At 57.8% G+C, this 13,942-nt stretch carries 9 protein-coding genes and 1 pseudogene; 8 read left to right on the top strand and 2 right to left on the bottom strand.

Translation table 11 applies throughout. The features are described from left to right. Window positions 1-821: 821 nt before the first annotated feature. From MSKU9_RS03500 to putA, 8 genes are all read left to right on the top strand, one after another. A complete protein-coding gene (locus MSKU9_RS03500; RefSeq protein WP_141259956.1) occupies window positions 822-2,267 on the top strand; it encodes a sugar porter family MFS transporter in 1,446 nt (481 codons plus the stop codon). A 921-nt stretch (window positions 2,268-3,188) separates the two neighbouring features. After that, entirely contained in the window at window positions 3,189-4,133 is a 945-nt protein-coding gene (locus tag MSKU9_RS18495) for a hypothetical protein (RefSeq protein WP_227002353.1), read from the top strand. Window positions 4,134-4,787: 654 nt separating this feature from the next. After that, window positions 4,788-5,030 (top strand): hypothetical protein, encoded by a 243-nt coding sequence (locus MSKU9_RS03490; RefSeq protein ID WP_141259955.1) that lies wholly within the window; start codon window positions 4,788-4,790, stop codon window positions 5,028-5,030. Window positions 5,031-5,115: 85 nt separating this feature from the next. Then, the gene (locus MSKU9_RS03485) at window positions 5,116-5,559 is read left to right on the top strand and encodes a hypothetical protein (protein WP_227002352.1); all 444 of its coding nucleotides are present in this window, start codon (window positions 5,116-5,118) and stop codon (window positions 5,557-5,559) included. Between the two features lie 966 nt (window positions 5,560-6,525). Then, complete coding sequence (locus tag MSKU9_RS03475) at window positions 6,526-7,017, top strand: cytosine permease (protein WP_141259953.1); 492 nt, start codon at window positions 6,526-6,528, stop codon at window positions 7,015-7,017. A gap of 2 nt (window positions 7,018-7,019) precedes the next feature. Next, the gene (locus tag MSKU9_RS03470) at window positions 7,020-7,310 is read left to right on the top strand and encodes a hypothetical protein (RefSeq protein ID WP_141259952.1); all 291 of its coding nucleotides are present in this window, start codon (window positions 7,020-7,022) and stop codon (window positions 7,308-7,310) included. Between the two features lie 15 nt (window positions 7,311-7,325). Next, a complete protein-coding gene (locus MSKU9_RS03465) occupies window positions 7,326-8,666 on the top strand; it encodes a PQQ-dependent sugar dehydrogenase (RefSeq protein WP_141259951.1) in 1,341 nt (446 codons plus the stop codon). A 377-nt stretch (window positions 8,667-9,043) separates the two neighbouring features. After that, window positions 9,044-12,679 (top strand): bifunctional proline dehydrogenase/L-glutamate gamma-semialdehyde dehydrogenase PutA, encoded by a 3,636-nt coding sequence (gene putA, locus MSKU9_RS03460; RefSeq protein ID WP_141259950.1) that lies wholly within the window; start codon window positions 9,044-9,046, stop codon window positions 12,677-12,679. A gap of 291 nt (window positions 12,680-12,970) precedes the next feature. Here the strand turns inward: putA and MSKU9_RS03455 are convergent, their stop codons facing one another. Beyond that, entirely contained in the window at window positions 12,971-13,663 is a 693-nt protein-coding gene (locus MSKU9_RS03455) for a GntR family transcriptional regulator (protein ID WP_141259949.1), read from the bottom strand. Between the two features lie 141 nt (window positions 13,664-13,804). Beyond that, window positions 13,805-13,942, bottom strand: a pseudogene (locus MSKU9_RS19000) (IS1595 family transposase); the annotation flags it as partial.

Below are 13,942 nucleotides of genomic sequence, written 5' to 3'. Positions count from 1 at the left end.
CCGTCCTGCTCACGCGACAGGATCACGAGAATATGGTTCATGGCTTCTCATCGTCCCTCGCGGATCCAACGGTAGAAATAGCCCTGTACGGTCGTGAAGCCGGGAAGTGACGCGGCAATTGCCGCCACTGGCAGCCCGTGGTGACGATATAGCGGATCGCCTGCGCCAATAAGGCAATCGGTGACAAACCGCTGTCCTCTCGCAGAACCTCGTTTAGGGACATGTCATCTTAACGGATCGTGCCCCCCGGAAGTCAGCTGGCGATGGCATGGCAGACCACCGGGACGCGGAAAACATCCCCCCGTACGATCAATCCGCGCGGCAGGCGGGCCATGGGATTTGTAAGCAGGATAATCCCGTGTCATGTCCCCGGACAGACAGAACGCGCACACCCAACCGTGCAACGCGCCGACGGTTGTCCGGTGACCTGAATATCGTGATCCCCGCACGCCTAAACAGGCAGGTCGACAGTCTATTTCCAGACATGGGATAATCTGACAGCCTGCAGACAGTCATGCCCATGGAATTGGGGTCGGATATCAGATGTCCGCATGCATGTTGGCGGCAGAGGTAAATAATATTTCGTTGCCTGTAAAAATGCAGCGGATGTTGTTTCACGAAGTCCGTGAATATCAGCCGATAGCGTCGATCAAATAACGAAAATAATACAACATAACATAAGCAGAATTTCCGGCATTACAGAGAATTTGCAACCCGACAGGTGTTTCAGGTGTTTTCTGATTTCCTGGCATGAAAGAAATGGACAGCTTTCAGTGCCCGTCCGTTCGGGGGAACACAGTTGAAAGGCTGTGGATACATGAATGAAAAAACTTACTGACGCACAGAAACTGGTTACCAAAATTGTTGTGGTCGTCACGATGGGTGCGCTCGCGTTCGGCTATGATACAGGGGTGATTGCCGGGGCGCTGCCGTTCATGCAGCTTCCGCCCGCGCAGGGCGGGCTGGGCCTGACCCCATTGACCGAGGGCCTGGTTACGTCCGCGCTGGTACTGGGTGCCGCAGTCGGATCGTTGCTGTGCGGTATCATCGCGGACCGGGTAGGGCGACGTGACAGCCTTATGGGACTGTCCGTCATTTTCATGATCGGTGCGATCGGCACATCGCAGGCCCCGACGGTCCCGGTCATGGTCGTGATGCGCGCCATACTTGGCTTTGCCGTCGGCGGCGCATCCGCCCTTGTTCCTATGTTCATTTCGGAAATGGCGCCCCCAAGCCGGCGCGGACGGCTGGTAAGCCAGAATGAAATGATGATCGTCACAGGGCAACTGATCGCCTATATCCTTAGTGCCCTGCTGGCGCGGTATTCCGGCGCCAATGATATCTGGCGCACCATGCTCCTGATCGCGGCGGTTCCGGCCTTCCTGCTGGGGCTTGGCCTGATCTTCGTGCCGCGCTCCCCACGCTGGCTCGCCAGTCGTGGCCGGACCGACGAAGCCAGAACGGTGCTGGAACTCATCCGGTCGACCGACAGGCAGGTCCACAAGGAAATGGTTGAGATCAAGGCACAGGTGAATGAGGATTCAGACCAGTTGGGATGGCGGGAAGCCCTGGGCGAAGTCTGGATCCGGCGCCTGCTGCTGGTCGGGATCGGGCTGGGGTTTGCTGCCCAGTTTACCGGCGTGAATGCCTTCATGTATTTTACGCCAATCATCCTGCGCCAGACCGGCCTGGGCACCGAAGCCGCCCTGACCGCAACAATCGGCGCGGGCGTCGTCGCCGTGGGCGCGACCTTTCTCGGTATATGGATGATCGGTCGGTTTCCGCGCCGTTTCACGCTTATGGGTGGCCTTGCCGGTGTTGTGTGCGCGCATATGGGCCTGGGGGGGACATTGCTGGTCATGGGTGGCTCCCCATTGCAGAGCATGATGGCGCTGGGCTTCATTCTTCTGGCCCTGCTTTTCATCCAGATGATGGTATCACCACTTTACTGGCTGCTGATGTCGGAACTGTTTCCAATGCGCGCGCGGGGTGTCCTGACCGGGCTTTCCGTTGCTGCACAGTGGGTTTTCAATGCTACAGTTTCATTCCTGTTCCCGGCCGTCCTGCACTGGATCGGTGCATCGACCTTCTTCGCCTTTGCTGCGATCAACCTGATTTCTCTGATTTTCGTGGCAAGGTTCCTGCCAGAAACGAAAGGTATGTCTCTGGAGAAACTGGAACAGCACCTGGAAGATCATTTCTCCCCCGAAAACAGCTCCACTGGCCGCACCGGTAACAACCAGCATGGTCTGGCGCGTGGCCTGTAACCTGGGTTACGTTGGCAAAAGGGCGGTCAGGCTGGCCTGAGGTCTGATCCACTGGCGCCATGTAGAGGCAGAACGGTGGAGCAGACATGGCACGCGGCGATCTGCCGGATAATGAGCGGGCTGTAATTGGCCCGCTTCTTCCCGCCGGGCGTGGACTGCCAGAGATAATCCGCGGTTACTCAATGGTATGCCGCATATCCTGCAGACGGGTTGCCACCGGCTGATATGCATGAACACTATGGCAAATGGGACTTCGTGCAGATCCGCTTTCATCGGTGGGCTGAACGGGTGTCCGGGATGCCCTGCCGCAACCCCTTGTGGATCTGGAACCGAGCGCTGACTGGCAGCGTATGTCGTCCAGTTACACTCACGGCCCCACTGGCGCAGAAGGGGGGCTCGTTCGGAACCTTCCGGTCGATCACGCTGCGGCTTTACGGGCAGGGACCACGTCCGATGCGACAGTCAGGAACTGTCCTCCCGGCTTTGTCCTGACCGGCGGACGGATCCCGGATTACAAAGCGATAAAGCTGTCGGTTCCAGCCCCCGGCACCATGCTGGCTGATCGGGGATATGGAAGCAGCGCATTGCAACCCGTTACGACAGAACCGCCCGTTCTTCATGAGCATCCTCAATTTCACTGCGGCAAGGCTTGGGATCGGATACGTTGTCAACAGAACCCGGCGTTTCATGCGCGGTACAGGCACTCATGCCGCATACTTTGAAGTAAGAAACCGGATTTCAGAAAAAACAACAGATATTATATACTCCAAGAAAATATAATATTCAATAAATGCACAGAACATACATCTTTTAAATGGAACAGAATGATATTTTTCTTTCATGAAATGTGAAAAAATTATGGCAATTGGGGTCATTATATCATAGCAACACTTCGTAATTTTTAATGGAAATCATACATTCATGAAACTGTTTAAAACTATCATGCCGATCGTGCCGCTCTGTGTCCTTGCAGCCTGCAGTAACCCACAACGCCCGGTTCCCTTTGCAATCGAGCCCGGCGGCACGCTGTCGGCCACGACATATCATGATTTTGCGGTCATGGCGGCCAAACAGAAGCCGGACCTCACCATTCCTAAAAAGCAGGACATCAAGGCATACCCCGAGCCTTCATGGGTTTATGAATTCTCGTCCGATTTCAAACCGCATGCAGCCCCGCTGCAGATCGGCACATTTACCGCCGAGGCTGGCAACCCCCGCGCGCAGGAAGTGGCGGACCATCTGCCCAAGGCCCTGTATGAGAAGATCAACAGCAAGCATGGCGTGTTCCCCTCGGTCAGCCTGACCCCGGTGCCCGATGCCTATGTGCTGACCGGCTGTGTTACCCGCGTGCAGAAGGGCGACACCATTGGCTACCAGAGCTGGAACAAATCCCCCGCGACCCAGGTCGAGGCGGTCGTAACGCGCAATAACGTGGTTCTCGGCTCCATCCAGGTCAACGCGGTGCAGGCAAACCCCAGCATGCACGGGATCGGTGGGCTGATCGTCACAGCCATCGCATCGGGCGTGCAGGGCACGCGTTCGCAATTCGTGGCCCAGAACATGAACAGTATCTTCAGACATGTGGCCAAAGGCCAGATGACCGGCTTTGAAACCGAACAGGGCGACGGCACACTCGACAACTCGCTGCACCATGAGCCGGACGCCCGCTTCCTGTTCGCCAAGCCCGATGAGATCGTGCAACTGGATGATGGCGCCACGTCGGCCACCGGCGGTGCAACCGGTACCAACGCGGCTCCGCCCGCAACAGTCATACCCGCCAGCACGCCGGCTGCCACACCCGCCGCAACACCCACGGCAGGCACGCCGGTTGCAGCCAATACGTCCGCCACGACCGCGCAACACTAACCCATACAATCCCCATACCACCATCAGCCTGGTGGTGGGAGTGGATGGTCGTACCGCCTTGCCGAGCCCGCAGCGCCGGGCATGGTATCCGGCCCCGCATATCAGGGCAGGCAGGCGGTACCAGCGTCGGGGTGCATAGGGGTCCGCTGCATGCACCCTGCATGGCTGTCCTGACAGGCTCTGCGCAGCGTGACACGGATGGCGGTGAAAAATCCGGCCCGATCGCCACATGCTCCAGCCGTATTATGCGGCCTGCATCAGGCGCGGCAGAAAAATCGAGGTAGTACGTGCAGTCGTAGGGGCCAGGCAGATCCATGTCATATGCCATGGCGCTGATATGGCCGCTCAGTATAATTTGCAGGATGTACCCCTGGGTTACTTTTCAGACAGTCTCCTGCAATAGGGCAGGGGAAGCATCAACGTGACGGCACATTGCACAATGGCTGTCCCGTTGCGCTAACTGCCGACTTCTGTTCCCACCAGTCATGAAGGATATCATCCGGTCGGCATATCCCCTTGCAGCCCATCCTGACGTTTCCGATATCTGCGTGTCTGAACAGACCCGGCAGAGAAACATGCAGGCAGGCAGGGGCATGGATGCAACCTGTCACCTCCTGTTTCCGTTGCACGCAGACCTACCAGCGGAGGAACATCATGCTCAGGATGCAGGTAAAGGATAATCCGGATATTCCCGTGCCGTCCGACCCGCCGCCCACGGTGCCACCCACGCCCATTGGGGACCCCGGGCCCGACCCGGATGACGATCCACTGGATGACCCCGAACCGGATGTACCGGACTGGGATAATGATGACGAAACAATTGACCCGGACACCGATGATCCACTTGATCCCTTTGAACCGGATGAGGAAGACAGCGGAACGGTTGAAGACTGGTAAGCCGCAGGTTTACATTTCGTGACGGGCACACAACAGGACAGCAGGTTAAGGTTTCCCCCCAACAGGTGAGATACCGCTGCTGTCCATGCCCGACCGTACCATCACGTTCTTCCTGATTGTCCTTCTGGCGACGATGGCAGGCTGCCAGCAGCCCCCTGACCATACGGATAAATGCTGGCGTGCCCCATCTTCGCGTAACAGCAGCCTTCATGGCAGCATAACCACCGGCTTCGGCGTCGGTAGCGGACGCGGCATGACGGGTGGTTTCCCCATGGGGGACAACGGCATGACAGGGGCAGGCGGTATGCCCGGCCCCGTACCAACAGGTATGGGGCCAGCGATGGATGATGGCAGTCCCTTCGTGGGAGAGCAGAGCAGCAGACCTGGCCTGCCGAAAGACTGCATGCCGCCAGATTTTCCCACGCGTGTACAAGGGCCGTCCCACCAGACTGCCAGGCCGCAGGCATTGCCCGCGGCCTGGCAGGCGTCCGATACCGTAGACGTATCCGGTATCCGCATTGGCCCCTGAGGCAGCCCTTTCTTTGATTAGGGCGTGTCGTCAGTTAACACACGGCCCGATGAGGCTTGTACTTCCATATGATCTGTGGTGTTTTCTCTCTGTTTTCAGGGAGAGATGTGAATGCGACGGTATGGTCTGGGCAACAGTCAGTGGGAGCAGATACCGCATATTTAACGAAGGCATGATCCAGGCCAGCCGCGCCCTTCATATGCCTAGGCGTTCCGATGACGTCGTCAAGGTCGCAGGCCAACGGATTTCGGGCGTGCAGGTTGAAAAGATCATCGCCACCCATCCAGCCGTTCATGCCAGTGCCGTCGTTGCAATCCCCGACGGGTTGAGCGGGCAGCAGCCTATGTGGTGCCTGATTGCGGGGTGGAATATGCACCTTCTTCCGAGGGAATCATCAAGCGGGTCAGTCAGATACTCGGTCGGTGGATCGGGCTGACAGAAGTCCGTTTCACCAAGCTATCGCCGATCACCATGTCGGGCAACAGCGCGCAAAAATGCCTGCTGGTCTCCTTATGATCTCGCATCAATGATTTTATCGCTCATATTCCATTTACAGAGGCGTTATTCATTTCTCTTTTCATGGATACGTGCAACGGGGAATACCCCCGGCACGCATCGGGAAACCAAGCCAGGAAAGAAGCCTGAGACGCACATCGTCAGTCCGCTTACGGCTCCATAAGGCTTGCACTTCCACCCGGCATGTGATGTTTCCCCTAACCTTTCAGGGGAAACATGCTTTCAACAATCTTGCGGGTTTCATGGTGACCAATCTGACCAGGTTCGCTGGGATATCTGCGGTCTTTGCCAGATGTATCGCCGACAGGGCGATCCTGATTGCCACCATGCCGGACCGGCCAATCCATGCTGCCAGCCCCCGACGGAACATAATGGCTGACGGCGCCCCGGCCAGTGACCTGCCGGTTGCACGCCAGAAACAGGCGGAACCACAAAAGGCTGCAATGCACCATGGATGGGACAGACAACACGCCCTATGTCACCGATGAACTGCATGAGCAGACCGGCTACCTGCTGCGCCGGACCGACCAGCGCCATACTTCCCTGTTCCAGACCGCCATGCCCGATGATCTCCTCTTGCGAGGGTGCAGGGAACAGGAAGGGTCGCTCATTCTGACACTGGACGTGCTGGCCACGTCCATCGGGCCGCTGATCGCTATTTTACTGACAGATTACTATTTCATGCGTCGCGGTATGATGGATGTAAACGCGCTTTATTCTGGACACACCACGTTGCCTTACCGGCACCACACGGGGATCAACCCGGTGACGATGGTCATATCGGTTGCGGTGGGCGGCATGATCGTCTTACTCCCCGCATTCGATGCCATCCATCATCTGTTCCTGTTTATCGGCGGGGGCCGTGCCGCAATACTGTATGGCGTGCTTATGCGCCGGTCTGCACCGCGTCCGATTTCCATACCAACGAATAGTGAAACATGAACATGGAAATCGGCAATCCGTCCTCGACAGAGGGCTGCCGGTTTTTCCATGGTGCATGTCGATCCGGCGCAAAGCTTTTGGGCAAGGAAATCAATGCAGTTTATTCCCCGTTCCACGCGGCCAATCAGTTTGCGGTCATAAGCCCGTACCCAACCTGTCGCGCGGCGGACGCCATGAAAGCGCCAGCCATTGGTCGGGCGATCACAGGCATCTTTCAGGGGGGCCGGGCTTTATTCTGTCACAGGATGGCGAAGATGCATCATATTGATTGCGGAATGCTGCTGATAACATGAAACCGGGAGAACATCATGAAAACATGGAAACGTTGGGGCAGTGCCGGCGTGATCGGCCTTGCGGTGCTCAGTGCCGTAACATGGAAACTTGTGGCGCATCCGGAAGTGGCCTCGCTTCCCGTCATGGCTGGAACCGGTCCCCATCCACACCTGCCACAGCCAAACCATACCCTGTTCCCGACCGTTAATGTCGCAACGCCCATCGGCTGGTCGGGCGAGCAGAAACCCGTACCGGCAGCGGGGCTTTCGGTTGCGCCGTATGCGAAAAACCTCGACCACCCGCGATGGCTTTACCGGTTACCCAACGGCGATATCCTTGTCGCGGAAAGCAACTCGCCGAAAACGGACATTGCGACGATAAAAAATCGTATTGCGGGGTTCGTGATGGGAAAGGTGGGCGCAGGAGCGCCCAGCCCGAACCGGATCATCCTGCTGCGCGACACCAAGGGAAATGGTTCAGCGGATACCCGCACGGTTTTCCTGGACCATCTTTATTCGCCTTTTGGGATGGCGCTGGTTGGCAATGACCTTTATGTCGCAAATGCCAATGAAATTCTCCGTTTTCCCTATCATGACGGTGACACGCAGATTTCCGCACCAGGCATAAAGGTCACGGACCTGCCAGCGGGGTATAATCATCACTGGACGAAAAACCTGCTTGCCAGCCCGGACGGTCGTTTTCTGTATGTGACAATCGGGTCCAACAGCAATGTCGCCGATAATGGCATGAAAGTGGAGGAGGGGCGTGCGAGGATAGACAGGCTCGATCTGACCACAGGAAAGCTGACGCCCTATGCGACGGGGCTGCGCAACCCCAATGGACTGGCCTTTGAACCGGAGAGTGGCGCGCTGTGGGCAGTCGTCAACGAACGGGACGAAATTGGCAGTGATCTCGTGCCCGACTACATTACATCCGTGAAGGAAGGGGCCTTCTATGGCTGGCCCTATAGTTATTATGGGCAGCATGTTGATACACGTGTCTCACCACAGCGCCCGGATCTGGTAGCAAAGGCGATCGCGCCTGATTATGCGCTGGGTCCCCACACGGCCTCGCTTGGCATTGCGTTTTCGCATGATGCAACCATGCTGCCGGAGACATGGCGCCATGGACTGTTTGTTACCCAGCATGGATCATGGAACCGGCGCCCCAAAAGCGGCTACAGGGTCATTTACGTGCCTTTTGCGAATGGACAGCCATCAGGGACGCCTGTTGATGTGCTGACCGGTTTCCTGACGCCCGACGAGGCGCATGTGCATGGTCGTCCAGTGGGGCTGACGCTTGATCGCGTCGGGGCATTACTGGTCGCCGATGATGTCGGCGGCATCGTGTGGCGCATGGCAGGCACGGCCGACTGACAGATCCGTCCGGGCAGCATGACCATGACAGACCTGACTGACGCCGCGTGATGCCGACCAGCCCGGCAACAGCATCCACGTCACGGTTCAGGTCGCACGGAACCGTGCGCAACCCAGATTTTCCCTGAAAGCGATGGAGATGGCGGCAACGTTGAAACGGTGCTGCCATCTATTAACTATTTGTTTTTACATATTTTATTCGTATTCATCCTGCAACTGAACCCGCACGGGCCACGCAACCACGATAACTGCCAGGCTATTTTATATATTATATTGCAAATCGTATATTATCGTGCGATGGAGATATCATTCTGATGCCAGAACCTTCTGTACCGCGTGCCAGAAGGATACCTTTTCACATACCGGAACAGACACTCATGTCATTTCATGACACGTTCGCTCCCGCGTTTTCATCCCGGTCTCCCTTACGTCAGGCTGTTATCGAGGCAATCCGTAAACCGGAAGCCGAATGTGTTGCGGCACTGACATCCGCAGCAACCCTTGACCCCACTGAAAACGGGCGGACTGACGTCCTGGCGACCCGCCTGGCGGATGGCCTGCGCGCCGGACGCAGTCCCGGTCTTGTGGAAACGCTGGTGCAGGAATTTGCCCTGTCCTCAGCCGAAGGCGTGGCCCTGATGTGTCTGGCCGAAGCACTGCTGCGCATTCCCGACATGGCCACACGTGATGCACTGATTGAAGACAAGATCGGCGATGGCGACTGGCTGGCACATGTGTCACGTGATCGGCCGCTTTTTGCCAATGCCGCCGCGTGGGGACTGGCACTGACGGGGACGATCGTTGCCCGGCATGACGAAAACAACCTGAAATCCGCCCTGCTGGGATTTGTCTCCCGCGGTACGAAGCCTGTCATCCGCAGGGCGGTCGATGCTGCGATGCGGCTTATGGGTGAGCAGTTCGTACTGGGCGAGACGATCGAACTGGCCCGTGACAACAGTGCAAAGCTGGAAGCAGCCGGTTTTTCCTATTCCTATGACATGCTGGGCGAAGCCGCCTTTACCGCGCCTGACGCCAACCGCTACCGGCAGGACTACCTTCACGCCATCCACGCCATCGGGCGCAGCGCCCGTGGCGCCAACGTATATGAACGCCCTGGCATTTCCATCAAGCTCTCGGCTCTGCATCCCCGTTATGCCCGTGCCCAGCGTAAACGGGTCATGACCGAACTGCTGCCCGTAGTGCAGGAACTGACCCTGCTGGCACGCAGTTACGATATCGGCATCAATATCGACGCGGAAGAAAGTGAACGGCTTGACCTGTCACTCGACCTGCTGGAAATACTGTGCCACACGCCGGGCCTAGAAGGCTGGAACGGCATCGGTTTTGTTGTACAGGCCTACGGCAAACGTTGTCCCTATGTGCTGGATTACATAATTGATCTGGCGCGCCGCAGCAACCGTCGCCTGATGGTCCGCCTTGTAAAAGGGGCGTATTGGGATAGCGAGATCAAGAAAGCACAGGTTGACGGGCTTCCTGACTTTCCCGTCTATACCCGCAAATGCCATACCGATATCAGCTACATTGCCTGCGCACGCAAGCTGCTGGCGGCACGCGATGTGGTCTTTCCCCAGTTTGCCACGCATAATGCCCGCACGCTGGCGACCATCCACACGCTGGCTGGTGAACCGTTTGACGTGGGATCGTATGAATTCCAGTGCCTGCACGGCATGGGTGAACCGCTGTACAGACAGGTGGTCGGGCCAGATGGGCTCAATCGCCCGACCCGTATCTATGCCCCGGTTGGCACACATGAAACCCTGCTGGCCTATCTGGTGCGGCGGTTGCTGGAAAATGGTGCAAACTCATCTTTCGTAAACCAGATCGGCGATGAAGCCATTCCGGTTGCGAAGCTGGTGGCAGACCCATTGGTCGTCGCACGCAGCTTTGTCCCTTATGGCGCACCCCACCCTGAAATACGCAGGCCGTGTGATCTGTTCGGCACGGAACGCCGCAATTCAGCAGGTCTGGATCTGGCCGATGACCGGGTCCTGTCCGAACTGGCGGCCGGGCTGGAAAAAGCCCCGGAAAGCTGGACAGCCGTTCCCCTTGTTGCCGGTGCGCAGCATGATGGCATGGCCATGCCCGTAACCAACCCCGCCGATCATCGCGATCAGGTCGGGACAGTCGTCGCTGCGACACCGGAGATTGTCAGACAGGCGATAACGGGGGCAGGGGCCGCGTGTGCCGACTGGGCCAGTACGCCGCCTGCAACCCGTGCCACCATTCTGGAAAGAGCATCCAGCCTGCTGGAATCCCGTCAGAATGAACTGCTGGCCCTACTGTCACGGGAAGCCGGGAAATCCCTGCCAAACGGCATTGCCGAAGTGCGTGAAGCCGTGGACTTCCTGCGCTATTATGCCGCCACCATCCGCAGGGATTTTGATAACGCCACGCATGTCCCTCTTGGCACGGTGGCGTGTATCAGCCCGTGGAACTTCCCGCTGGCCATTTTTCTGGGCCAGATTGCGGCAGCACTTGCGGCTGGTAACGTGGTTGTGGCCAAACCGGCGGAGGAAACTCCACTGGTTGCGGCCCTGGCCATAGGGATACTGCACGAAGCCGGGATTCCCGAAAACGTTGTGCAACTGCTGACCGGGGCAGGGGATATTGGCGCATTACTGGTGGGGGATGACCGGATCGCGGGCGTCATGTTCACCGGTTCCACCACCGTGGCGCAGGGTATCAACCGCCAGCTTGCGACACGACGCACGCATACCGGCCAGCCTGTACCGCTTATTGCGGAAACAGGGGGGCAGAACGCCATGATTGTTGATTCATCGGCATTGGCCGAACAGGTGGTGGCGGATGTCGTGGCATCGGCTTTTGACAGTGCCGGGCAACGTTGCTCCGCCCTGCGGCTGCTATGCTTACAGGAAGATTGTGCGGATCATGTCCTGACCATGCTACGCGGCGCCATGCGGGAACTGGGCATGGGCAATCCCGCCCTGCTTTCCACCGATGTCGGCCCGGTCATTACGGTAGGGGCGGCACAGGACATTACCCGGCATATCGACGCTTTTCGTCACAAAAACGCACCGGTCTTTGCTCCCCCCATGCCGAAGGCCTGTGCAGGTGGCAGCTTTGTTCCTCCCACCCTGATCGAAATCCTGAACGTGCAGGAAATGGGAAAGGAAGTGTTTGGCCCGGTCCTGCATGTATTGCGGTATTCCCGCCGCAATCTTGATCAGCTACTGGCTGACATCAATGCAACCGGGTATGGCCTGACATTTGGACTGCATACACGTATTGAATCCGCAGTGAAACATGTTCTCTCACGGGTGGATGCAGGCAATCTGTATGTAAACCGCAATACGATCGGGGCGGTGGTGGGTGTCCAGCCCTTTGGCGGGCGTGGCCTGTCGGGTACCGGCCCGAAAGCGGGCGGCCCGCTTATCCTGCGCAGGCTGCTGGCGCAGGCACCCGTTCTGCCGCTTCTGATACAGGGGCACACACCTGTAGCAATGTCCACATGGACAGACTGGCTGCGGGGACAGGGGGAAACGGCTGCGGTCAATACAGCCGTGACCCTGCGTGACAGCCCCCTGACCGGTGGCACGTTGGCCCTGCCCGGCCCGGTCGGGGAAGAAAACCTTTATAACCTGACCGGTCGCGGCAATGTCCTATGCCTCGCAACCTGCACGGCGACGCTTTATGACCAGATATCCCTTGTGCTGGCCGGGGGAAATACCGCACTTGTACTGGGCAATGTCGTGCCGCCTGCATGGTACGCCACGTTGCCTAATGCCGTGCGGGCAAGGGTCCGGCCTGTGGATAGCGCCACGGCGGAATCCTGTAGCATTATCCTGAGTGACAAGGATGATGCGGCCTTCGCCACCGCCCGACAGGCACTGTGTGACGAAAACCGGCCGATCGTTTCCGCATGGCTGACGGGGAGTGGGCTGCCCTGTGCTGAATGTATGCTGGAAGAACAGTCCGTGAGCATCAACACCACGGCCGCCGGTGGTAACGCCAGCCTGATGACGCTGGGCTGAACTGCTTCCTGTTTCTTTTCGGCCCGGTTATCGGGAACGATGTTTGATGGCTGACGTCTGGTCAGACCGTAGGGTCCTAGCTTGTCCATTACCATGCAGCGGTGACCGTTATGCTGGCAACCGGAAAGACTTCTGGCGGCACACCATAAACAGCGTGACCGGACATGAATAACGATGCGGGTTCTATCCTGAACAGGCGAGTTGGTGCCCCGATCCGCGAATACAGGGCTGCATTCTATCGCAGCCAGATTAACGCAACACCCCTGTCATGTGCCCGCCAAAGGGTGCCTGTCAGTCCGGTATGCGCCCGCGAATGACCTGCAGGGAAATATCGGCGGCCTCCAGAATATGCCGTTTTGTCAGGCGTGCAACTTCTTCCGCATCGCGACGGCGACAGGCCTGCATGATGGCCTCATGTTCGATATCCGTGACTTCCTTACGCCCTTTGATTTCAAGATGGCTGCGGATATAGCGGTTAAGCCGTATGTGCAGGTCATCAATCATTTCCAGCAGACGCGGGCGTTGGGCGGCGGCATAAATCGCATTGTGGAAAGCACGGTTCAATTCGCCTGAATGATGTCTGCCCGTTGCCCGTGCCGCACCCTGCACAAAGGCATCATAGGCGTCCTCCACCCGCGCAAGATCAACGCGCGACATCCGGCTGACGGCATGACGGGCCGCCATTTCTTCCAACGAGGCACGGATTTCGGAATATTCAATAATATCCTGTTCCGACATGCCCGTAACCATGGCCCCCCGGTTGGGCATGAAGGTGACAAGCCCTTCAGCTTCCAGTTGCTTCAGTGCCTCCCGCACGGGGATGATGCTGGTGCCGAACCCCGCCGCCAATTCCGACTGTGGCAGGGGCTGGCCCGCAGGCAATATGCCTGACAGGATGGAATTACGTAGCGCCGCACTGACCATTACCGAGGCAGCCCCCCGTTTCTGCCCGATGGCTGCATCGAAAATGGAATCTGGCAACATACGGTTTCTGTCCTTTCCTGAGGGAGGCATCACATTCCTCACCCGTATAAGCGTTTACAGGCTGCTATTGAATATCAGGTCATTAGATTCAGCCCTGTGGTGCCGACCATCGTACGCTGGATGAAAGTACTTTCCCGCTTATCAACCAAGCAGCACGGGAATTTCGTCGTATGCGCGATGGCGGGTAAGGATTGAAGACGTCGCTACGGCCCGGCATGCGGCGTGGATCATGCCGGGCATGTTGTGCCTTCGATTTGTGGTCCAGCAGAAAGCGCCGAG

This window comes from Komagataeibacter diospyri, assembly GCF_006538165.1.
GTDB classification, from domain to species: Bacteria; Pseudomonadota; Alphaproteobacteria; order Acetobacterales; family Acetobacteraceae; genus Komagataeibacter; species Komagataeibacter diospyri.
This window is presented reverse-complemented; position numbering and strand designations above follow the sequence as displayed.

Bases quoted from the DNA above. Each gene is read 5' to 3' on its own strand.
- MSKU9_RS03500 (WP_141259956.1), top strand. From the start codon at position 822: ATGAAAAAACTTACTGACGCACAGAAACTGGTTACCAAAATTGTTGTG.
- MSKU9_RS18495 (WP_227002353.1), top strand. From the start codon at position 3,189: ATGAAACTGTTTAAAACTATCATGCCGATCGTGCCGCTCTGTGTCCTT.
- MSKU9_RS03490 (WP_141259955.1), top strand. From the start codon at position 4,788: ATGCTCAGGATGCAGGTAAAGGATAATCCGGATATTCCCGTGCCGTCC.
- MSKU9_RS03485 (WP_227002352.1), top strand. From the start codon at position 5,116: ATGCCCGACCGTACCATCACGTTCTTCCTGATTGTCCTTCTGGCGACG.
- MSKU9_RS03475 (WP_141259953.1), top strand. From the start codon at position 6,526: ATGGATGGGACAGACAACACGCCCTATGTCACCGATGAACTGCATGAG.
- MSKU9_RS03470 (WP_141259952.1), top strand. From the start codon at position 7,020: ATGGAAATCGGCAATCCGTCCTCGACAGAGGGCTGCCGGTTTTTCCAT.
- MSKU9_RS03465 (WP_141259951.1), top strand. From the start codon at position 7,326: ATGAAAACATGGAAACGTTGGGGCAGTGCCGGCGTGATCGGCCTTGCG.
- putA (WP_141259950.1), top strand. From the start codon at position 9,044: ATGTCATTTCATGACACGTTCGCTCCCGCGTTTTCATCCCGGTCTCCC.
- MSKU9_RS03455 (WP_141259949.1), bottom strand. From the start codon at position 13,663: ATGTTGCCAGATTCCATTTTCGATGCAGCCATCGGGCAGAAACGGGGG.